At 70.4% G+C, this 21,002-nt stretch carries 18 protein-coding genes; 10 read left to right on the top strand and 8 right to left on the bottom strand.

Annotated elements, in window-relative coordinates:
• Positions 1 to 125: 125 nt before the first annotated feature.
• The 5 genes from P3T29_RS02145 to hrcA form a co-directional block, all read right to left on the bottom strand.
• Entirely contained in the window at positions 126 to 1,046 is a 921-nt protein-coding gene (locus tag P3T29_RS02145; protein WP_280714481.1) for a ribonuclease Z, read from the bottom strand.
• Positions 1,047 to 1,050: 4 nt separating this feature from the next.
• On the bottom strand, positions 1,051 to 1,416 hold the full coding sequence (locus P3T29_RS02140) for a histidine triad nucleotide-binding protein (protein WP_280714480.1): 366 nt from the start codon (positions 1,414 to 1,416) through the stop codon (positions 1,051 to 1,053).
• Positions 1,417 to 1,505: 89 nt separating this feature from the next.
• Positions 1,506 to 2,255, bottom strand: a complete 750-nt coding sequence (locus P3T29_RS02135) for a 16S rRNA (uracil(1498)-N(3))-methyltransferase (RefSeq protein WP_280714479.1) — start codon at positions 2,253 to 2,255, stop codon at positions 1,506 to 1,508.
• 122 nt (positions 2,256 to 2,377) lie between these two features.
• On the bottom strand, positions 2,378 to 3,523 hold the full coding sequence (gene dnaJ / locus P3T29_RS02130) for a molecular chaperone DnaJ (RefSeq protein WP_280714478.1): 1,146 nt from the start codon (positions 3,521 to 3,523) through the stop codon (positions 2,378 to 2,380).
• Positions 3,524 to 3,594: 71 nt separating this feature from the next.
• Positions 3,595 to 4,692 (bottom strand): heat-inducible transcriptional repressor HrcA, encoded by a 1,098-nt coding sequence (hrcA, locus tag P3T29_RS02125; protein ID WP_280714477.1) that lies wholly within the window; start codon positions 4,690 to 4,692, stop codon positions 3,595 to 3,597.
• 222 nt (positions 4,693 to 4,914) lie between these two features.
• Between hrcA and htpX the strand changes: the two genes are divergently transcribed.
• From htpX to P3T29_RS02110, 3 genes are read left to right on the top strand one after another with little or no spacing between them, the layout of a single operon-like run.
• A complete protein-coding gene (htpX, locus tag P3T29_RS02120; protein ID WP_280714476.1) occupies positions 4,915 to 5,838 on the top strand; it encodes a zinc metalloprotease HtpX in 924 nt (307 codons plus the stop codon).
• Positions 5,839 to 5,875: 37 nt separating this feature from the next.
• Entirely contained in the window at positions 5,876 to 6,460 is a 585-nt protein-coding gene (locus P3T29_RS02115) for a hypothetical protein (RefSeq protein WP_280714475.1), read from the top strand.
• Positions 6,461 to 6,489: 29 nt separating this feature from the next.
• On the top strand, positions 6,490 to 7,317 hold the full coding sequence (locus P3T29_RS02110) for a DUF3097 domain-containing protein (RefSeq protein WP_280714474.1): 828 nt from the start codon (positions 6,490 to 6,492) through the stop codon (positions 7,315 to 7,317).
• 125 nt (positions 7,318 to 7,442) lie between these two features.
• On the opposite strand, the gene hemW is transcribed toward P3T29_RS02110, so the two are convergent.
• Together hemW and P3T29_RS02100 are read right to left on the bottom strand one after the other, a co-directional pair.
• The gene (gene hemW / locus P3T29_RS02105) at positions 7,443 to 8,672 is read right to left on the bottom strand and encodes a radical SAM family heme chaperone HemW (protein ID WP_280714473.1); all 1,230 of its coding nucleotides are present in this window, start codon (positions 8,670 to 8,672) and stop codon (positions 7,443 to 7,445) included.
• A gap of 48 nt (positions 8,673 to 8,720) precedes the next feature.
• Positions 8,721 to 10,619: an AMP-dependent synthetase/ligase gene (locus P3T29_RS02100; protein ID WP_280714472.1), complete on the bottom strand. Its 1,899-nt coding sequence runs from the start codon at positions 10,617 to 10,619 to the stop codon at positions 8,721 to 8,723.
• Between the two features lie 282 nt (positions 10,620 to 10,901).
• Between P3T29_RS02100 and P3T29_RS02095 the strand changes: the two genes are divergently transcribed.
• The 4 genes from P3T29_RS02095 to P3T29_RS02080 all read left to right on the top strand — a co-directional run bounded on the left by P3T29_RS02095 (position 10,902) and on the right by P3T29_RS02080 (position 16,804).
• Positions 10,902 to 12,635: an ABC transporter ATP-binding protein gene (locus tag P3T29_RS02095; protein ID WP_280714471.1), complete on the top strand. Its 1,734-nt coding sequence runs from the start codon at positions 10,902 to 10,904 to the stop codon at positions 12,633 to 12,635.
• A gap of 107 nt (positions 12,636 to 12,742) precedes the next feature.
• Positions 12,743 to 14,641, top strand: a complete 1,899-nt coding sequence (locus P3T29_RS02090) for an ABC transporter ATP-binding protein (RefSeq protein WP_280714762.1) — start codon at positions 12,743 to 12,745, stop codon at positions 14,639 to 14,641.
• A gap of 93 nt (positions 14,642 to 14,734) precedes the next feature.
• A complete protein-coding gene (gene sigJ / locus P3T29_RS02085) occupies positions 14,735 to 15,649 on the top strand; it encodes an RNA polymerase sigma factor SigJ (protein ID WP_280714470.1) in 915 nt (304 codons plus the stop codon).
• 72 nt (positions 15,650 to 15,721) lie between these two features.
• On the top strand, positions 15,722 to 16,804 hold the full coding sequence (locus tag P3T29_RS02080; protein WP_280714469.1) for an FAD-dependent oxidoreductase: 1,083 nt from the start codon (positions 15,722 to 15,724) through the stop codon (positions 16,802 to 16,804).
• Positions 16,805 to 16,935: 131 nt separating this feature from the next.
• Here P3T29_RS02080 and lepA read toward each other — a convergent pair whose 3' ends face one another.
• Complete coding sequence (gene lepA / locus P3T29_RS02075; RefSeq protein WP_280714468.1) at positions 16,936 to 18,804, bottom strand: translation elongation factor 4; 1,869 nt, start codon at positions 18,802 to 18,804, stop codon at positions 16,936 to 16,938.
• 190 nt (positions 18,805 to 18,994) lie between these two features.
• Between lepA and P3T29_RS02070 the strand changes: the two genes are divergently transcribed.
• The 3 genes from P3T29_RS02070 (at position 18,995) to P3T29_RS02060 (ending at position 20,949) form a co-directional block, all read left to right on the top strand.
• On the top strand, positions 18,995 to 19,300 hold the full coding sequence (locus P3T29_RS02070; protein ID WP_280714467.1) for an antibiotic biosynthesis monooxygenase: 306 nt from the start codon (positions 18,995 to 18,997) through the stop codon (positions 19,298 to 19,300).
• Between the two features lie 133 nt (positions 19,301 to 19,433).
• Positions 19,434 to 19,691 (top strand): 30S ribosomal protein S20, encoded by a 258-nt coding sequence (gene rpsT, locus P3T29_RS02065; protein ID WP_280714466.1) that lies wholly within the window; start codon positions 19,434 to 19,436, stop codon positions 19,689 to 19,691.
• Between the two features lie 472 nt (positions 19,692 to 20,163).
• Positions 20,164 to 20,949, top strand: coding sequence for a hypothetical protein (locus tag P3T29_RS02060; RefSeq protein ID WP_280714465.1), 786 nt, complete (start codon positions 20,164 to 20,166; stop codon positions 20,947 to 20,949).
• Positions 20,950 to 21,002: the final 53 nt, after the last annotated feature.

Here is a 21,002-nt window from a genome sequence, read left to right as displayed (position 1 = left end):
GGTACGCCGCACGAATGATCGTTGCGGCGGCGCGGTGCCGCTGTGGGCGGCGGCTTCGATGCTGGGGCAGATCGTTCTGCCATGCGAATGGTTTTAGAAGGTTTACGACCGTCGGCTGCCGGGCTTCACGGCCGGCGCGGTGGTACCGGGACGCGGGCGAGGTCCTCGGCGACCACCAGCTCGCCGTCGAAGTGCTTGCGGGCCTCGGCCAGGTGCCCGTCCAGCTCCGGGTAGCGCTGGGAGAAGTGGGTGAGCACGAGCGTGCGGACCCCCGCCTCGGTGGCGACCCGGGCGGCCTGGGCGGCGGTGAGGTGACCGTGCTCCTCGGCGAGGTGGGCGTCGGCGTCCAGGAAGGTCGCCTCGATCACCAGCAGGTCCGCACCCTCGGCCAGCTCCCCGACGCCGTCGCAGAGCCGGGTGTCCATCACGAAGGCGAAGCGCTGCCCGGGCTTCGGCACGCTGACCTCCGCCAGCGTGACGGTACGGCCGTCCCGTTCGATCCGGCCCTCGCGCTGGAGCACCCCCACGTCGGGCCCGCGCAGGCCGAGGGCGGCGAGGCGCTCGGGCAGCAGCCGACTGCCGTCGGGCTCGACCAGGCGGTACCCGAACGAGTCGACCGGGTGCGAGAGCCGTACCGCCTCCAGGGTGAACGGCGCACCGGGAGCGGGCAGCGGCCCGGGCTCGAAGACCGGGCGGGGGCGCAGCTCGGCCGTCTCGTGGAAGGCCGTGGCGTGCCGCAGCCGGTCGAAGAAGACTTCGCCGGTGGCCGGGTAGTAGACGTCCACCGGGTGCGGGACGCGGTCCAGGTTGATCCGCTGGATCACCCCGGCGAGGCCGAGGCTGTGGTCACCGTGGAAGTGCGTGACCCCGATCCGGGTGATCGCGGTGGCGGAGACCCCGGCGTGCAGCATCTGCCGCTGCGTCCCCTCCCCCGGGTCGAACAGCAGGCCCTCGCCGTCCCAGCGGAGGAAGTAGCCGTTGTGGTTCCGCTGCCGGGTCGGCACCTGGCTGGCGGTGCCCAGGACCACGAACTCGCGCTGCGACACGGTGTCAGACCAGGCCCTTGTGCTGCAGCGAGGTGCCGCCGCCGAGCACGTGCACATGGGCGTGGAAGACGGTCTGCCCGGCGCCCGCGCCGGTGTTGAAGATCAGCCGGTAGCCGGACTCGTCGATCTTCTCGTCGACGGCCACCTCGCCGGCCTCGGCGAGCACCTCGGCCGCGAGCAGCGGCTCGGCGGCGGCGAGGGTGGCGGCGTCCGGGTAGTGCGCCTTGGGGATGACCAGCACGTGGGTCGGGGCCTGCGGGCTGATGTCCCGGAAGGTGACGGTGTGTTCGGTCTCCCGCAGGACGGTGGCCGGGATCTGGCCCGCCACGATCTTGCAGAACAGGCAGTCGGACTGCGGCTCGCCGGCCATCTCGGTCTCCTCGTACTGGGTACTGCGAGTCGGGTACGGCGGAAGCCTAGCGCCCCCGCCTGACGGCCCGTCGTGGATCATCGCTCGGTTCAGGACCAGCGGCCGGTACGGCCGAGCAGCAGCGCCCCGGCCGCCACCCCGGCGGTCGAGGTGCGCAGCACGGACGGACCCAGCCGGTACGGCTTGGCGCCCGCCTCGGCGAAGGCGGCCAGCTCGTCCGGGGAGACCCCGCCCTCGGGGCCGACGATCAGGACGAGGTCGCCCGAGTCCGGCAGCGCAGCGGTGGCGAGCGGCTCCGCGCCCTCCTCGTGCAGGACGCCGGCGAACGCGGCGGCGGCCAGCAGCGGGGCCAGTTGACGGGTCGTCATCGGCTCGCGCACCTCGGGGAACCGCAGACGGCGGGACTGCTTGCCCGCCTCCCGCGCGGTGGCCCGCCACTTGGCGAGCGCCTTGGCACCCCGGTCGCCCTTCCACTGCGTGATGCAGCGGGAGGCGGCCCACGGGATCACCACGTCGACCCCGACCTCGGTCATGGTCTCGACGGCGAGCTCGCCCCGGTCGCCCTTGGGCAGCGCCTGCACGACCACGATCCGGGGCGTGGGCTCGGGCTCCCGCCGGACGGCCGAGACGGTGACGTCCAGCGCGTCCTTGCCGTGCACGGCGGAGACCGTCCCGTCCACGCCGAGCCCCAACCCGTCGGCCAGCGTGACCGCCTCGCCGGACTCCAGCCGCTTCACGGCGGCGGCATGCCGCCCCTCCGCACCGTCGAGGCGGACCACCGAGCCGGGAACGACACCGGCCAACCGCGACGAGTCGACGACGAACACAGGGGCGGTCATACGAACGAACCTCCGATGATGAGCGTTAACCACAGGGGCGCGGGGAACTGTGCGAAACCGGAAGGCACGGTCCGCACCTTCCGACGTCGCGCAGTTCCCCGCGCCCCTGGAAAAACCCGGGCCTAACGCCCGTTGAACGCGTCCTTCAGGCGGGAGAACAGCCCCTGCTGGCCCGGCGCGAACTGCCCGGAGGGCCGCTCCTCGCCGCGCAGGATCGCAAGACGGCGGAGCAGGTCCTCCATCTCGGGGTCGAGCTTGGTGGGGGTCTGCACCTCGACATGCACTATCAGGTCGCCCCGGCCGCCGCCGCGCAGGTGGGTGATACCCCGGCCGTGCAGCGGGATGGACTGGCCGGACTGCGTGCCGGGCCGGATGTCGACCTCTTCGAGGCCGTCCAGGGTCTGCAGCGGCACCTGGGTGCCGAGCGAGGCCGCCGTCATCGGGATGGTGACGGTGCAGTGCAGGTCGTCGCCACGCCGCTGGAAGGTCGAGTGCGCCGTCTCGGCGATCTCGACGTACAGGTCGCCGGGCGGGCCGCCACCGGGGCCGACCTCGCCCTCGCCTGCCAGCTGGATGCGGGTGCCGTTGTCCACACCCGCCGGGATCTTGACCGTGAGGGTGCGGCGGGCCCGGACCCGGCCGTCGCCCGCGCACTCGGGGCACGGGGTCGGGACTACGGTGCCGAAGCCCTGGCACTGCGGGCAGGGACGCGAGGTCATGACCTGGCCCAGGAAGGACCGGGTGACCTGCGAGACCTCGCCCTTGCCGCGACACATGTCACACGTCTGCGCGGAGGTGCCGGGAGCGGCACCCTCACCCGAGCAGGTGGTACACGTCACAGCGGTGTCGACCTGGAGTTCCTTGGTGGTGCCGAAAGCCGACTCCTCCAGGGTGATCTCCAGTCGGATCATCGCGTCCTGCCCGCGACGGGTCCGCGAACGCGGGCCGCGCTGGCCCGCCGCGGCGCCGAAGAAGGCGTCCATGATGTCGGAGAAGCCGAAGCCCGCCGCACCCGCGCCGAAGCCGCCCGCGCCGCCACCGCCACCGTTCGGCGAGAGCGGGTCGCCGCCGAGGTCGTAGACCTGGCGCTTGCCCGGGTCGGAGAGCACCTCGTAAGCGGCGTTGATCTCCTTGAACCGCTCCTGCGTCTTCGGGTCCGGGTTGACGTCCGGGTGCAGTTCACGGGCAAGGCGTCGGAACGCCTTCTTGATCTCGTCCTGCCCCGCATCCCGTCGGACGCCGAGTACCGCGTAGTAGTCCGTGGCCACCAAATGCTCCGCTTGTTCCGCCTCTAGAAGTGCTGCGACTTGTCACCGTGTGCCGTCACACGGTGCTGTTCCTACGACTCGGCCAGAATCTGGCCCACGTACCTTGCCACCGCACGCACCGCCCCCATTGTGCCCGGGTAGTCCATCCGGGTCGGACCGATCACGCCGAGTTTCGCGACGCTCTCGTCGCCCGAACCGTAACCGACCGAGACGACCGAGGTGGAATTGAGGCCCTCGTACTCGTTCTCACGGCCGATCCGAACCGTCATCCCGGCGTCCGCCGTCTCACCCAGCAGACGCAGCAGGATCACCTGTTCCTCCAGAGCCTCCAGGACCGGCTGGATGGTGAGCGGGAAGTCATGTCCGAAGCGTGTCAGGTTGGCCGTGCCGGCCAGCATGATCCGCTCCTCGTTCTGCTCCGCGAGGGTCTCGAAGAGCGTCGCGAGCACGGTGGTCACGACCGAGCGGTCGGCCGCCTCGAAGGCGGCCGGCAGGTCCTCCAGCAGACCGGGGACGTCGGGCAGCCGCTGGCCGCCCGCGCGGGCGTTGAGCCTGGCGCGCAGCTCGGCGAGGACGTTCTCGCCGACCGTGCCCGGGCAGTCGACCATCCGCTGCTCGACCCGGCCGGTGTTGGTGATCAGGACCAGCATCACCTTGGCCGGGGCCAGCGCGACCAGCTCGACGTGCCGGACGGTGGAGCGGGAGAGCGAGGGGTACTGGACCACCGCGACCTGCCGGGTGAGCTGCGCGAGCAGCCGCACCGTACGGGCGACGGTGTCGTCCAGGTCGACCGCGCCGTCCAGGAAGTGCCGGATCGCGCGGCGCTCGGGGGCGCTCATCGGCTTGACCTCGGCCAGCCGGTCGACGAAGAGGCGGTACCCCTTGTCGGTGGGGATCCGGCCCGCGCTGGTGTGCGGCTGGTGGATGTAGCCGTCCTCCTCCAGGGCCGCCATGTCGTTGCGCACCGTCGCCGGGGAGACCCCGAGGCTGTGCCGCTCGACCAGGGCCTTGGAGCCGACGGGCTCCTCGGTGCCGACGTAGTCCTGCACGATGGCGCGCAGGACGGCGAGCTTGCGATCGTCCAGCGGGCGGACGTCACGGACGTCCAGGCGCGAATCGAGCTGCCGATTATCGGACTTGCGTTCGTCGGCTCTGCGCTCGCTGAACATGGCACGCACCTCCGTCTTCGTCCGTTGAGCTGGTATCTGGCGGGTCCCCTGGCACTCTGGAAGGCAGAGTGCCAGCACCGTACCTGCCAGTGTAAGGCCCGACCACGACGGCAGGAACGGCCCGCCGACGTGATCCTCGACGGAAATCCCGCGCGGGGACGATGCCCACGCGCCCCGCGAGTGGCAGCATCGGAGATGAACTTGAATATCGAAGGAGCAGCGATGTCGGCGTCACCACAGCACTCCCGCTTCGCACCCGACCGCGGGCTGACCGGTCGGATGGTCACCACCATGTTCTTGATCGGGTTGCTCTACGTCGGCTTCACCGGTGTGCTGATCGTCCTGCTGCGCGGGGCGTGGCCGCTCATCGTGCTGATCTCGGGCGGGCTGTTCGTGGTCCAGTTCTGGTTCAGCGACAAGATCACCGAGCGGGCGATGGGCGCCCGCGAGGTCACCCCCGAGCAGTACCCGCAGCTGCACGGCACCATTGACCGGCTCTGCGCGCTCGCCGACATGCCCAAGCCCCGGGTCGCCGTCGCCGACAACGACATGCCGAACGCCTTCGCCACCGGCCGCAACCCCGAGAACTCCGTGGTCTGCGTCACCACCGGCCTGCTGCGGCGGCTGGAGCCGGAGGAGTTGGAGGGCGTGCTCGCCCACGAGCTCTCGCACGTCGCGCACCGGGACGTCGCGGTGATGACGATCGCCGGCTTCCTCGGCGTACTGGCCGGCGTGATGACCCGGATCGCGCTGTACGGCGGCTTCCTGGGCGGCAACAACCGGAACAACAACGACCAGAACGCCGCCATCGCGATGCTGATCATCCCGCTGGTCAGCATCGTGGTCTACGCGATCAGCTTCCTGCTCACCCGGATGCTCTCCCGCTACCGCGAGCTGGCCGCCGACCGCGCAGCCGCCCAACTCACCGGCAGGCCCAGCGCGCTGGCCTCGGCCCTGACCAAGGTGACCGGCCAGATCGCCGCGATCCCGACCAAGGACCTGCGCAAGGCGCAGCCGTACAACGCCTTCTACTTCGCCCCCGCGCTCAGCGCGCGGGACGCCGCCACCCAGCTGATGTCGACCCACCCCTCGCTCGAGCAGCGGCTGGAGCAGCTCGGCAAGATCTCGGCCCAGCTGGGTCAGTGACCCGTCCGTAGAACCGTCAGCACCAGTAGGAGACTTCGTGGGAATCCTGGACGCCCTGTTCGGCCGCACCAAGCCGGTCAGACCCGACCTCGACCAGCTCTTCGGCGTGCCCTCCGCCGCACTCACCCTGGAGGCGGCGGCCGGGTTCAAGCCGACCGGGCTCGGCTCGGTCTGCTTCGCCGCCGTCGAGGGCGGCGCGTTCAGCGAGGTCGAGCGGCAGGTCCGCGCCCTGCTGGACGCCGACACCGTGAACGGCGGTGTGCCGGTCGAGGTCAGCCAGGACGGCTACGGCTACACCTGGCTGCTCGCCCGGCACACCCCGGACCAGCTGCCGGAGCTGGTCAACGACCTGCACGCGGTCAACAGCGAGCTGGAGGCGAACGGCTTCGGCCCGCAGCTGCTCTGCTCGATCGTGGGCTTCCGCAACAACGCGGGCCAGTCGCTCGGGCTGGTCTACCTCTACAAGCGCGGCAGCTTCTACCCGTTCGCCCCGATGCCGGGCGGCACCGAGAAGCGGAACAGCCCGGTCGAGCTACAGATCAAGGCGATGCTCGGCAACGACCTGCGGGTCGAGCAGGACCTCAGCCGCTGGTTCCCGGTATGGGGCGCGCCAGGGCTCTGAGCGCTGGTCAGATTTCATATCATCGCTGGATGCGCAGCCGGAGCTATGGACCAGACCTGACCCCGCCGTGGAAGCGGCAGCAGCCGGCACCGGAGGTGGCGGCCGACCGTGACCTGGTGGTGGAGGAGGCGGCCACCGGGTTCTGCGGGGCCGTGGTGCGGTGCGAGAAGACCGCCGAGGGGCCGACGGTCACCCTGGAGAACCGGTTCGGCAAGCACCGGGTCTTCCCGATGACCCCTCGCGGGTTCCTGCTGGAGGGTCAGGTCGTCACCCTGGTACGGCCCGCCGGGCCCGCCCCCGCCCGGGCCCCGGGCCGTACCGCCTCCGGGTCGGTGGCGGTACCGGGCGCCCGGGCCCGGGTCGCGCGGGAGTCGCGGATCTACGTCGAGGGGCGGCACGACGCGGAGTTGGTCGAGCGGGTCTGGGGCGACGACCTGCGGATCGAGGGCGTGGTCGTGGAGTTCCTGGAGGGCATCGACGACCTCCCCGCGATCGTCGCCGACTTCGCCCCCGGCCCGGGCCGCCGCCTCGGCGTCCTGGTCGACCACCTGCTGCCCGGCACCAAGGAGCACCGGATCGCCGCCCAGGTGACGGGCGACGCCGTCCTGATCGTCGGCCACCCGTACATCGACGTCTGGGAGGCCGTGAAGCCCAGCAGCATCGGCATCCCCGCCTGGCCGGCCGTCCCACGCGGCGAGGTCTGGAAGGAGGGCGTCTGCCGCCGCCTCGGCTGGCCGGTGGACACCCCGGCCGCGTGGAAACGCATCCTCGCCTCGGTCAACTCCTACAAGGACCTGGAGCCGGAGTTGCTGGGGCGCGTCGAGCAGCTGATCGACTTCGTCACAGGTGAACCCTAGGCACCCGGTCAACCACAATCAGGGGCGCGGGGAACTGCGCGAAATCGGAAGGCTCCGGCCTCAGGTGTCGCCACACGAGCGACTGGGCACCCCTCAGGTCTCTGCGCAACGGGGTGCCCCAAGCATCAGTCGACCAGGTCACGGACCACCGCGTCCGCGAGCAGCCGCCCCTGCAAGGTGAGCACGGCCCGGCCGTCCGCGAAGCCCGCCGCGTCCAGCAGCCCGTCGGCGAGCGCGCGGTCGGCAGCAACGCGGCCCGCCGGGGCGAGCAGGGAGAGCGGGCAGCCCTCACGCAGCCGCAGCTCCAGCAGGATGCGCTCGACCCGGCGGTCCTCGTCCGGCAGGACCTCGCGGCCCAGCGCGGGCGTCCGCCCCTCGGCCAGCGCCTGGGCGTACGCCGCCGGGTGCTTCGCGTTCCACCACCGCACGCCGCCGACGTGGCTGTGCGCGCCGGGGCCCGCGCCCCACCAGTCGGCGCCCGTCCAGTACAGCTCGTTGTGGCGGCAGCGGCCCGCGTCGGTGGTGGCCCAGTTGGAGACCTCGTACCAGTCGTAGCCGGCGGCGCTGAGCGCCTCCTCGGCGATCAGGTAGCGGTCGGCGTGCACGTCGTCGTCGACCATCGGCAGTTCGCCGCGCTTGATCCGGGCGGCCAGCTTGGTGCCGTCCTCGACGATCAGGGAGTACGCGGAGACGTGGTCGGGCCCGGCGCCGATCGCGGCGTCCAGCGAGGCGCGCCAGTCGTCGTCGGACTCGCCGGGGGTGCCGTAGATCAGGTCCAGGTTGACGTGGTCGAAACCGGCCGCACGGGCCTCGGCGACGCACGCCTCCGGGCGGCCGGGGGTGTGGTGGCGGTCGAGCAGCTGGAGGACGTGCGGCTTGGCGCTCTGCATCCCGAAGGAGATCCGGTTGAACCCGCCCTCGCGCAGCTCGGCGAGGTAGGCGGGGTTCACGGACTCGGGGTTGGCCTCGGTGGTCACCTCGGCGCCCTCGGCGATCCCGAACTCTTCACGGATCGCCGCGAGCATCTTCACCAGGTCACGGGCGGGCAGCAGGGTGGGGGTGCCGCCGCCGAGGAAGACCGTCTGCACGGGCAGCTCGGCGGAGCCGAGCACCCGGCGGGCGTGCCGGATCTCGGCGACCAGGTTGTCGGCGTACGTCTCCTGCGAGGCCACCGTGCCCGAGGAGCGCAGCTCGGTGGCGGTGTAGGTGTTGAAATCGCAGTAGCCGCAGCGGGTCGCGCAGTACGGCACGTGCACGTAGAAACCGAAGGGCCGCTCGCCCAGCCCCTGGAGGGCGTGGGCGGGCAGGGAACCGTCGGACGGCACGGGTTCGCCGTCGGGGAGTGCGGAGGGCATACCCCTATTGTCCGGTACGGCTCGGGGAAGCCGTACCGGACATGATCACTACGCCTCGTTGGCGCCCGCGTACATCCCGGCGACGGCGTCCGCGTACGTCCGCTCGACCACCGGGCGCTTGATCTTCAGGCTCGGGGTCAGCTCGCCGTGCTCGATGTCCAGATCGCGCGGGAGCAGGGTGAACTTCTTGATCGTCTGCCAGCGCTGGAGGTCGCCGTTGAGGCGCTGGACGAAGCCGTCGATCAGCTCGTTCGCCTGCGGTGAGGCGACCACCTCGGCGTACGACTTGCCCTCCAGGCCGTGCGCGGCGGCCCACGGCATGATCACCGTCTCGTCCAGGCCGATCAGCGCGGTGCAGAAGTTGCGGCCGTTGCCGATCACCAGGATGTTGCTGACGAACGGGCAGATCGCCTTGAACTTGCCCTCGACCTCGCTGGGGGCGACGTACTTGCCGCCGGAGGTCTTGAACATGTCCTTCTTGCGGTCGGTGATCCGCAGGTAGCCGTTCTCGACCAGTTCGCCGATGTCACCGGTGTGGAACCAGCCGTCGGCCTCCAGCACCTCGGCGGTCTGCTCGGGCAGCTCGTGGTAGCCGCGCATGACGCCCGGGCCGCGCAGCAGGATCTCGCCGTCGTCGGCGATCCGCACCTCGGTGCCGGGCAGCGGCCGGCCGACCGTACCGATCCGGACGTCCTCCGCGCGGTTGACGCAGGATCCCGCGCTGGTCTCGGTGAGGCCGTAGCCCTCCAGGATCGGCACGCCCGCGCCCATGAAGAAGTAGCCGATCTCGGGCGACAGCGCGGCGCTGCCGGAAACCGAACCGCGCAGCTGACCGCCGAACGCGGCACGGATCTTCGCGTAGACCAGCTTGTCGGCGATCGCGTGCTGGAGCGTGAGCGCGAAGGGGGCGCTGTCCCGGCCGGCGGCGATCCGGTTGGCCTGGGTGGTCCGCGCGTGGTCGCGGGCGACCTTGGCGGCCCAGAGGAAGATCTTGTACTTGGCGCCGCCCTCGGCCCGGGCCTTGCCCGCGATGCCGTTGTAGACCTTCTCGAAGATGCGCGGCGCCGAGGCCATCAGGGTGGGGCGGATCACCGGCAGATTGTGGATGATGCGGTCCACCCGGCCGTCGACGGCCATCACGTGACCGGTCGCGATCTGGCCCGAGATCAGGGTCTTGCCGAAGACGTGGGACAGCGGCAGCCACATGAACTGGATGTCGTCCGAGCGCAGCAGCCCGCTCTCCTGCTGCGCCACGCCCTCGTACGCCCAGCAGTCGTGCACCAGGCGCACGCCCTTGGGGCGGCCGGTGGTGCCGGAGGTGTAGATGAGGGTGGCGAGCTGCTCCTTGTCGAGCGCGTCGACGGCCTCGGTGACCGCGTCCGGGTGCTCGGAGAGGTACTTCGCGCCCGCCTGCTCCAGCTCCGCGAGGGTGAGCAGGGTGAGCCCCTCGGTCTCCGGCCGGTCGGCCTTGGCGTCGAAGAGGATCACCGTGCGCAGCGCGGGGAGCTTCTCGCGCTGGTCGATCACCTTGGCCAGCTGCTTGGCGTTCTCGGCGAAGAGGGCCTTGCTCTGCGAGTTGGAGAGAATGAAAGCCGTCTCGTCGGCGTTGGTGCTGGGGTAGACCGTCGTGGTGGCGGCGCCGGCACACATGTTGCCCAGGTCGGCGATGATCCACTCGACTCTGGTGGAGGAGGAGATCGCGACCCGGTCCTCCGCCTCGATGCCGAGCGACATCAGGCCCGCGGCGACCGCCTTGACCCGCTCCGCGGTCTGCGCCCACGTCAGCGAGCGCCACTGCTCGGCGCCTGGAGCACCGTCGGCGGCGTGCTCGTCGACGGGCGCGGGGTACCGGTACGCCTCGCTGTCAGGTGTGGCCTCTACCCTGCTGAGGAACAGGTGTGCCACGGACGCCGGGCGTCGCTCGATCATGGACTGCGCGGAACTCAACGAGGACCTCCGGGGGGCGGGTGGCCGAGGGTGGCGAGCGGTGGCAGTGGGGGCAGCCTACCGACCGCACTTGTTAACCAGCGAGTAACAAGCGGGCAATCTGCAGCCTAGGGGGTGCGGGGCCGTTCCGTAAGGGGGTGCCGACAGCTGACACCCGCGCGGACCGGAAGTGCAAAGGACAGTACAAGCCTGCGGGTGGGGCCACGATTACGGCCTCCGGCAGGACGTGCGAAGTACGAAAATGGGGATGCGAATCCTCCCGCCGACAACGAGAGTGTCCCGGTGCTGATCAAAATCCTCCGAGCCCATCTGGGCCCCTACTCCAAACCGATCACCCTGCTGGTCCTGCTGCAGCTCGTCTCGACCATTGCGGCCCTGTACCTTCCCACCCTCAATGCCGACATCATCGACAGCGGTGTCGTCAAGGGCGACACCGGCTACATCATGCGGATCGGCGGGGTGATGATCGGCGTCACCCTCGTCCAGGCCGTCTGCTCGATCGGCGCGGTCTACTTCGGCGCCCGTACCGCGATGGCCGTCGGACGGGACATCCGCACGTCCGTCTTCGACCAGGTGCAGAGCTTCTCCGCACGGGAGCTCGGGAGCTTCGGCGCTCCCTCGCTGATCACCCGCAGCACCAACGACGTCCAGCAGGTCCAGATGCTGCTGCTGATGAGCTTCACCCTGATGGTGGCCGCGCCGATCATGTGCTTCGGCGGCATCATCATGGCGCTCAACCAGGACGTGCCGCTCTCCGCGCTGCTGCTGATCGTGGTGCCGCTCCTGGGCGCCGTGGTGACCGTGCTGGTGAAGCGACTGCGGCCGGAGTTCCGGACCATGCAGGTACGGATCGACAAGGTCAACCGCGTCCTGCGCGAGCAGATCACCGGTATCCGGGTGATCCGCGCCTTCGTGAAGGACGGTCACGAGCAGGACCGTTTCGGCGGCGCCAACCAGGAACTGACCGACACCTCGCTGCGGGTCGGCCGGACGATGGCGTTCATGTTCCCGTCCGTGATGCTGGTGGTGAACGTCTCCAGCGTCGCCGTGATGTGGTTCGGCGGCCACCGGATCGACAGCGGCGGGATGCAGATCGGCGCGCTGACGGCCTTTCTGTCCTATCTGATGCAGATCCTGATGAGCGTGATGATGGCCACCTTCATGTTCATGATGGTGCCGCGCGCCGAGGTCTGTGCCGAGCGCATCCAGGAGGTGCTGGCCACCGACACCAGCGTCGTGCCGCCCACCACCCCGGTCACGGACCTGCACGGCAGCGGCCACCTGGAGCTGCGCGGTGTCGAGTTCCGCTACCCGGGCGCCGAGTCGCCCGTCCTGCGCGGTATCGACATCGTCGCCCGCCCCGGTGAGACCACCGCCGTGATCGGCTCCACCGGCAGCGGCAAGACCACGCTGCTCAACCTCATCCCCCGGCTGATCGACTCGACCGAGGGCACGGTCTTCGTGGACGGCATCGACGTCCGGGAGCTCTCCCCCGACCTGATCGCCAGGACGGTCGGGCTCGTCCCGCAGAAGCCGTACCTCTTCACCGGCACGGTCGCCAGCAACCTCCGCTACGGGAAGCCGGACGCCACCGACGAGGAGCTCTGGCACGCCCTGGAGGTCGCCCAGGCGAAGGGCTTCGTCGAGAAGCTCGATCTCGGCCTGGCGGCCCCGATCGCCCAGGGCGGTGGCAATGTGTCGGGCGGTCAGCGCCAGCGGCTGGCGATCGCGCGCGCCCTGGTCCGCCGGCCCGAGATCTACCTCTTCGACGACTCGTTCTCCGCCCTCGACTACGCGACCGACGCCAAGCTGCGCAGGGCGCTCTCCAGGGAGACCGCCGAGGCGACCGTCCTGATCGTCGCGCAGCGGGTCAGCACCATCCGGGACGCCGACCGGATCATCGTGCTGGACGAGGGCGCAGTGGTCGGCACCGGCACCCATCACGAGCTGATGGCCGACAACCCGACATACCGGGAGATCGTGCTCTCCCAGCTCACCGAGCAGGAGGCGGCGTGACCACGCCAGGCAAGGGGGCGCCCGCGAAGGCGTCCACCGACGAGACGACCGTCCCCAGCGACTCGCAGAGCGCGGCCGCGCGGCGCGGTTCGGGCCCCGGCCGGTTCATGGGCGCCCAGGGCACCGAGAAGTCGATGGACTTCAAGGGCTCCGGCAAGCGCGTCCTGAAGCTGATGCGCCCCGAACGGGCCACCCTCTACGGGGTGTTCACCCTCGGCGCGCTCAGCGTCGGGTGCGCGGTGGTCGGGCCCAAGATCCTCGGCTACGCCACCGACCTGATCTTCGCGGGGGTGGTCGGGCGGCAGTTCCCCGCCGGTACCAGCCACGCCCAGGCGATCGCGGCGGTCCGGCAGCGGGGGCAGGGGCGGATCGCCGACCTGCTCAACTCCGTCCACTTCACCCCCGGCCAGGGGATGGACTTCAACGCCATCGGCACCGTGCTGCTCTGGGTGCTGGCGATCTACGTCGCCTCGTCGGTCTTCAGCGTCTTCCAGGGCCGGCTCGCCGCCCGGGCGATCAACCGGACGGTCTACCGGCTGCGCGAGTCCGTCGACGCCAAGATCTCGCGGCTGCCGCTCAGTTACTTCGACAAGCAGGCGCGCGGCGAGGTGCTCAGCCGCGTCACCAACGACATCGACAACATCGGCCAGTCCATGCAGCAGACCATGGGCCAGGTGGTGAACTCGCTGCTCACCATCGTCGGTGTGCTGGCGATGATGTTCTGGATCTCCCCGCTGCTGGCCGTGATCGCCCTGGTCTCCGTCCCCGCCTCGGTGATGGTGGCGACCAAGGTCGGCAAGCGCGCGCAGCCGCAGTTCATGGCCCAGTGGAAGACCACCGGCCAACTGAACGCGCACATCGAGGAGATGTACACCGGCCACGCGCTGGTGAAGGTCTTCGGACGGCAGAAGGAGGCCGCCGAGATCTTCCGCCGGGAGAACGAGGCGCTCTACGCGTCCAGCTTCAAGGCGCAGTTCATCTCCGGCATCATCCAGCCGGCCATGATGCTGATCGGCAACCTCAACTACGTGCTGGTCGCCGTGGTCGGCGGTCTGCGGGTGGCCAGTGGCGCGCTGTCGATCGGTGACGTGCAGGCGTTCATCCAGTACTCGCGGCAGTTCAGCCAGCCGCTGACGCAGGTCGCCAGCATGGCCAACCTGCTGCAGTCCGGCGTCGCCTCGGCGGAGCGGGTCTTCGATCTGCTGGACGCACCCGAGCAGAGCCCGGAGCCGGCCATGCCGGAGCGTCCGGCCGAGTTGCACGGGCGGGTCGCCTTCGAGGAGGTCTCCTTCCGGTACGACCCGGAGAAGCCGCTGATCGACGGGCTCTCGCTCAAGGTCGAGCCCGGCCACACCGTGGCGATCGTCGGGCCGACGGGCGCGGGCAAGACCACCATGGTCAACCTGCTGATGCGGTTCTACGAGGTCAGCGGCGGCCGGATCACCCTGGACGGGGTGGACATCGCCGCGATGTCCCGCGAGGAGCTGCGGGCCGGCATCGGCATGGTGCTGCAGGACACCTGGCTGTTCGGCGGGTCCATCGCCGACAACATCGCGTACGGCGCCGAGACGTCCACCCGCGAGCAGGTCATCGAGGCGGCGAAGGCCGCGCACGTCGACCGCTTCGTCCGCACCCTGCCGGACGGCTACGACACCGTGATCGACGACGAAGGCGCCGGGGTCAGCGCGGGTGAGAAGCAGCTGATCACCATCGCCCGCGCCTTCCTGGCGCAGCCGAGCATCCTCGTCCTGGACGAGGCGACCAGCTCGGTGGACACCCGTACCGAGGTGCTCATCCAGCGCGCGATGGCCACCCTGCGCACCGGCCGGACCAGCTTCGTGATCGCCCACCGCCTCTCCACCATCCGGGACGCGGACGTGATCCTGGTGATGGAGAACGGCTCGATCGTCGAGCAGGGCTCGCACGACGAGCTGATCTCGGCCAAGGGCGCGTACGCCCGCCTGTACGAAGCCCAGTTCGCCCAGGCGGTCGCCGAGGTCGACTGAGCGGGTCACTGCCAGGGGCGCGGGGCTCTGCTCGATCAACGCAGAGCCCCGCGCCCCTGTCCATCGCCGATCGAGTGCCGATAGCGTGGACCCGTGAGTGACGAGGGTTCAGCAGGAACGTTCGAGCAGCAGCGGCGCTACCTCGGCTCGGTGGCGTACCGGCTGCTCGGGTCGTTCAGTGACGCCGAGGACGTGTTGCAGGAGGCGTGGCTGCGCTGGTGCGCGGTCGACCAGGCGCGGGTCACCGACCCGCGCGCCTACCTCAGCACCGTCGTCACCCGGCTCTGCTACGACCTGCTGGGCTCCGCCCGGGTGCGCCGCGAGTCGTACTTCGGGGAGTGGCTGCCCGAACCGGAGGTCTCCGACGAGGACTCCCCCGCGCGGCTGGCCGAGCTGGGCGAGTCGGTGTCGCTGGCGCTGCTCGCCGTCCTGGAGCAACTCACCCCCGCCGAACGCACCGCGTTCGTGCTGCACGACGTCTTCGCGGTCGGCTTCGACGAGATCGCACACTCGCTCGACCGGACCCCGGACGCCACCCGGCAGCTGGCCTCCCGCGCCCGGCGCCGGGTCCGGGACCTCCGGCAGGTGGCGGACAAGGGCCGGCGCGGCCCGGTCGACCCGCAGGAGCACCGGCAGGCCGTGTACGCCTTCGCCGCAGCAGCGGCCGGCGGCGACCTGCAGGCCCTGGTCGCCGTCCTCGACCCCGAGGTGGTCTGGCACTCGGACGGCGGCGGCGTCGTCTCCGCCGGTGCCCGCCCGGTGTTCGGTGCCGACAAGGTCTCCCGGCTGGTCATCGGGCTGGCGTCGAAGTCGCTCCGCCCCGAGTCGGGTATCGCGGCCGCCTTCACCCTGGTCAACGGCGACCCCGGCCTGCTCTGGCACGAGGCCGACGGCCGGGTGATCGCGGTGACCGGCTTCACGGTCGCGGACGGCCGGATCACCGAGGCGTACACCGTGGTCAACCCGGCGAAGCTGACCCATGTGACGAGGGTCACCGTCACACCCTGACCGGCTGCTCCGTCCCCTTCCCGAACGAGCGCGTAACGCATCGGGCATCGGACATCGCAGAAGGAGGACGACATGGCCGGGCAGAGCACCGTCGGACAGCACATCGTCGTGGTCGGCGCGGGCTATGCGGGACTGACCGCCGCCACCGGGGCCGGCCGGCTGGGCCGGGTGACCCTGGTCGCGCCGGAGGCCCGCTTCCTGCACCGCATCCGCCAGCACGAGACCGCCGCCGGCCACCCCGAGCAGCGCCCGGCGCTGGCACGGCTGGTACGCGGCCGCCAGGTGACACACGTGCAGGCACGCGTCACCGAGCTCGACCTGACGGCCCGGAAGGTCTTTCTGGACTCGGGCGAGACCCTCGCGTACGACACCCTGGTCTACGCACTCGGCAGCCGGACGGCCTGGCACGGCGTGCCGGGCGCCGCCGAGCACGCCTACCCCGTCGAGCGCTCCGCCGAGCTGCGCGAGCGACTGCGCGGCGCCGAGCGCCCCGGCACGGTGGCCGTGGTCGGTGGCGGCGCGACCGGCATCGAGCTGGCGGCCGAACTCGCCGAGGCGTACCCGCAGTGGCGGGTCCGGATCATCGCAGCCGGGCAGGTCGGCGGCTGGTTCTCAGCCAAGGGCCGCGCGCACGTCCTGCGGGTGCTGGACCGGCTCGCCGTCCAGCTCCACGAGTACGCGCCCGTCACCGCCGTCACGCCCCAGGGACCGCGCACCGACCAGGGGTTGATCGACGCGGAGGTGACCGTCTGGGCCGCCTCGATGGAGCCGGCCGGCCTCGCCGCCGACGCCGGACTGGCCACCGCCCCCGACGGCCGGGCCCTGGTGGACGACCACCTGCGCTCGGTCTCCCACCCGGAGGTGCACGTGATCGGCGACGCCGCGTCCGTCACCCTGCCCGGCCCGGGCACGCTGCGGATGGGGTGCGCGACCGCCCAGCCGATGGGCCGGTACGTGGGCAGGCTGCTCAGCGGCCGGACGGCGAAGCCGTTCGCCTACCGCTACGTGGCCCAGTGCCTCAGCCTGGGCCGACGGGACGGCCTGCTGCAGCTGATTCACGGCGACGACTCGATGCGGCCCACGGCCCTGACCGGGACGACCGGGCGGCTGGCGAAGGCGCTCATCGTCAGCGGGGTGATGGCCGGCCTGCGCTGAGGCTCCGCACCCGCTCAGCCACAGACAGGGGCGCGGGGAACTGCGCGAAGACGGAAGGGCACAGCTCGTTGCCTTCCGTCTTCGCGCAGTTCCCCGCGCCCCCATTGGTTGCCCGGGTGCCTGGGGAACCGCTACTTCTTGTCCTTCGGGGCGTCCGCGTCGGTGGACAGCGCGGCGATGAAGGCCTCCTGCGGGACCTCCACGCGGCCGACCATCTTCATCCGCTTCTTGCCCTCCTTCTGCTTCTCCAGCAGCTTCCGCTTACGCGAGATGTCACCGCCGTAGCACTTGGCGAGGACGTCCTTGCGGATCGCGCGGACCGTCTCACGGGCGATCACCCGCGAGCCGATGGCGGCCTGGATCGGCACCTCGAACTGCTGGCGGGGGATCAGCTTCTGCAGCTTGCCCGCCATCATGATGCCGTAGTTGTACGCCTTGTCCTTGTGCACGATCGCGGAGAACGCGTCGACCGCGTCGCCGTGCAGCAGGATGTCGACCTTGACCAGGTCGGCACTCTGCTCGCCGATCGGCTCGTAGTCGAAGGAGCCGTAGCCACGGGTCTTGGACTTCAGCATGTCGAAGAAGTCGAAGACGATCTCGGCCAGCGGGAGGGTGTAGCGCAGCTCCACCCGCTCCTCGGAGAGGTAGTCCATGCCCTGCATGTTGCCGCGACGGCCCTGGCAGAGCTCCATGACGGCGCCGACGAACTCGTTGGGCACCAGGATGGACCCGCGGACCACCGGCTCGTTCACCTCGGAGATCTTGCCCGTGGGGAACTCGCTCGGGTTGGTGACGGTGTGCTCGGTGCCGTCCTCCATGACCACCCGGTAGACCACGTTGGGGGCGGTGGAGATCAGGTCGAGGTTGAACTCGCGCTCCAGCCGCTCCCGGACGATCTCCAGGTGCAGCAGCCCGAGGAAGCCACAGCGGTAACCGAAGCCCAGCGCGACCGAGGTCTCCGGCTCGAACACCAGGGCGGCGTCATTCAGCTGCAGCTTGTCGAGGGCGTCGCGCAGCAGCGGGTAGTCGCTGCCGTCCAGCGGGTAGAGGCCGGAGAACACCATCGGGCGCGGGTCCTTGTAGCCGCCCAGCGCCTCGGTCGCACCCTTGTGCATCGAGGTGATGGTGTCACCGACCTTGGACTGCCGGACGTCCTTGACGCCGGTGATGATGTAGCCCACCTCGCCGACGCCGAGGCCGTCGGAGACCTTCGGCTCGGGCGAGATGACGCCGATCTCCAGCAGCTCGTGCGTCGCGCCCGTGGACATCATCTGGATGCGCTCGCGCTTGGTGAGCTCGCCGTCGACCACTCGGACGTAGGTGACCACGCCACGGTAGGTGTCGTAGACCGAGTCGAAGATCATCGCGCGGGCCGGGGCGTTCTTGACGCCGACCGGCGCGGGGACCTTCGCGACCACGTGGTCCAGCAGGTCCTCGACGCCCAGGCCGCTCTTGGCGCTGACCTTGAGGACGTCCTCCGGGTCGCAGCCGATGATGTGCGCGATCTCGGCGGCGTACTTCTCCGGCTGGGCGGCCGGCAGGTCGATCTTGTTGAGGACCGGGATGATCGTGAGGTTGTTCTCCAGCGCCAGGTACAGGTTGGCGAGGGTCTGCGCCTCGATGCCCTGGGCCGCGTCCACCACGAGGATCGTGCCCTCGCAGGCGGCGAGCGAGCGGGACACCTCGTACGTGAAGTCGACGTGGCCCGGGGTGTCGATCATGTTGAGGATGTGGGTCTTGCCCGCACCCTCACCGGTGGTCGGCGCCCACGGGAGGCGGACCGCCTGCGACTTGATGGTGATGCCGCGCTCGCGCTCGATGTCCATCCGGTCGAGGTACTGGGCACGCATCTGCCGGGGGTCGACCACGCCGGTGATCTGCAGCATGCGGTCTGCGAGCGTCGACTTGCCGTGGTCGATGTGCGCGATGATGCAGAAGTTGCGGATCAGCGCCGGGTCGGTACGGCTGGGCTGTGGCACATTGCTGGGGGTCGCGGGCACCTTGGTCCGATTCTCCGTGGGTCCGGGGGCCGGGAGTGCCCTGGTCATCACTGACCGGCTTCCCGGGGACCGGACGGTCTCGTCCGATCGACATGGTTCCTACCATCCTCCCACGAGCCGGGAGCAGCTTGCCGGTCAGCCGTCCCCGGGGGCTTCCCAGCGGCCCGGGGCTCGGCAAGGATCACTGGCCATGATCCTTGAGAGTGCGCTGCTCGACGTTCTGCCCGGCCAGGAGGAGACCTTCCTCACCGCGTTCGCCCGGGCCAAGCCGCTGATCACGGTCCAGCGGGGCTTCCGCTCGCTGGAGTTGCGGCGCTGCCTGGACGAGGGGCGCGGCTCGCGCTTCCTGCTCCAGGTGGAGTGGGAGACGCTCGCCGACCACACCGAGGGCTTCCGGGGCTCACCCGAGTACCAGCAGTGGCGGGCGCTGCTGCACGACTTCTACTCACCGTTCCCGGCGGTGGAGCACTTCGACGCGCCCGTGATCAGCGCGTAGCCGGTTTGGGCGTGATCGGGGGCCCCTGGTAGCGTGGGGCGCTGCACCTGGCATCGGCATGCCCTCTCAGCTTGCCCGAGGCCGCCGGTGCAGCCCGTTCATGATCCATACGAAACTAGACTGAGGCTCCTTCGTGGCGAACATCAAGTCCCAGATCAAGCGCAACAAGACCAACGAGAAGGCGCGCCTGCGCAACAAGGCCGTCAAGTCCTCGCTGAAGACCGCTCTGCGCAAGGCCCGTGAGGCCGCTGCCGCCGGTGACACCGAGAAGGCCACCGTGCTGGCCCGCGAGGCCTCCAAGGCTCTCGACAAGGCCGTCAGCAAGGGCGTCATCCACAAGAACCAGGCTGCCAACAAGAAGTCCGCGATCACCAAGCGCGTCGCTGCCTGAATTCGGTCGGCTCCGGCCGATCCCGGCTGACGTCACCAAGACTTTCGACCTCAGTCGCCTGAATTCCTTCCCGGGCCCCGCCCGGACCGGTCGGCGCGACCCGGCGGCCCTCTACCCGCCCCCGCCGACCACCCCTTCAGGTCAATTCCCGGCCCTCTAACCGGAACCCTGAGGTGTACAGACTCGTACCGCACGCGGCCTGCGTTCGCCACGCGGGTGCGGTACACCGAGCATTGAACAGCAGAACCGACAGGCGTCGCAGCAAAGCCCCGCAAAGGGTGGCTGCGGCGCCTGTCGGCGTTTCTCCGACCCCCGCGCACCCTTTGCGTATCCCCTCGCGTTCGGTGGGGTAGGTACGGGCGGGTGACGCGCCGGGTGATCTCACGCTCTGCAATCGACTGTTCACCGATAGGGTTCGCTACCACGGACGGCTGCGACGGTCAGCGCGGGACACCAGTTGGGGGTTCACCAGATGTCGACACCAACGGATGCCGGCCCCGGGTACGGGCCGTTCCCCGGCCGGCCGTCGCCCTTCGGACCGCCGCCGCCCCCGCTCTCCCCGCTGCCACCACCACCCGCGCCGCAGGCGGCCCGGGCTCGTCCGGCGGCCCCGGTCACGGCCGGGCGCTCGCGCCGGGGGCTGGCGTGGGGGGTGGCGGGCGCGCTGGTCGCCTCGGGGGTGTGGGCGGCGGCGGTGATCACCGTGCCGGGCCTGGTCACCGTCAAGAGCAGGGCGCAGAGCCTGCACGGCTACCGCGTGGTCGACGACCTCTGCGCCACGGCCCGCTTCGACCGGTTCAGCCAGCTCTCCCCCTCGCAGTCCGGCACGCCGTACCACTACTCGACCAGGAACCCCGCCCTGGACGACATGTACTGCAGCGAGTACCTCAAGAAGAACAGCACCGACACCGAGTACTCGTCGCTCTACCTCGAGGTTCAGCTGCACAAGGCGGTCGACTCCCGGCCGGAGTTCGCGGCCCAACGGGAGAGCCTGCGGCAGCGGAGGTACCTGATCACCGACGTGCCCAACCTCGGTGAGCAGGCGTACGTGGGCTACCTCGACGACCCGAGCAGCTCCGATCGGACCTGGCACTACCTGACCCAGGTGCTGTACGTCCGCGACGGCGGGCTGACGTACTACCTGAGCTGGTCCGGCTCCTACCAGGAGGGCAAGAGCAGCCCTCCGGACCGGGACGTCATCCGGCAGGCGCTCCTGATGGACAGCCGGGACATCCTGAAGGCGATCGGCGGGCCCTGACCCGCGAGCCGCCCGGCCGGTCGCTCAGCCGGTCAGCTGTCAGCTGGTCAGCC

Origin of the sequence: Kitasatospora sp. MAP5-34 (genome assembly GCF_029894335.1) — a bacterium.
Taxonomy (GTDB): Bacteria; Actinomycetota; Actinomycetes; order Streptomycetales; family Streptomycetaceae; genus Kitasatospora.
This window is presented reverse-complemented; position numbering and strand designations above follow the sequence as displayed.

Excerpts from the sequence above, each read along its gene's own strand:
- P3T29_RS02140 (WP_280714480.1), bottom strand. The coding sequence starts at position 1,416 with ATGGCCGGCGAGCCGCAGTCCGACTGCCTGTTCTGCAAGATCGTGGCG.
- P3T29_RS02135 (WP_280714479.1), bottom strand. The coding sequence starts at position 2,255 with ATGACCGCCCCTGTGTTCGTCGTCGACTCGTCGCGGTTGGCCGGTGTC.
- hrcA (WP_280714477.1), bottom strand. The coding sequence starts at position 4,692 with ATGTTCAGCGAGCGCAGAGCCGACGAACGCAAGTCCGATAATCGGCAG.
- htpX (WP_280714476.1), top strand. The coding sequence starts at position 4,915 with ATGTCGGCGTCACCACAGCACTCCCGCTTCGCACCCGACCGCGGGCTG.
- P3T29_RS02110 (WP_280714474.1), top strand. The coding sequence starts at position 6,490 with ATGCGCAGCCGGAGCTATGGACCAGACCTGACCCCGCCGTGGAAGCGG.
- hemW (WP_280714473.1), bottom strand. The coding sequence starts at position 8,672 with ATGCCCTCCGCACTCCCCGACGGCGAACCCGTGCCGTCCGACGGTTCC.
- P3T29_RS02090 (WP_280714762.1), top strand. The coding sequence starts at position 12,743 with ATGGGCGCCCAGGGCACCGAGAAGTCGATGGACTTCAAGGGCTCCGGC.
- P3T29_RS02080 (WP_280714469.1), top strand. The coding sequence starts at position 15,722 with ATGGCCGGGCAGAGCACCGTCGGACAGCACATCGTCGTGGTCGGCGCG.
- P3T29_RS02070 (WP_280714467.1), top strand. The coding sequence starts at position 18,995 with ATGATCCTTGAGAGTGCGCTGCTCGACGTTCTGCCCGGCCAGGAGGAG.
- P3T29_RS02060 (WP_280714465.1), top strand. The coding sequence starts at position 20,164 with ATGTCGACACCAACGGATGCCGGCCCCGGGTACGGGCCGTTCCCCGGC.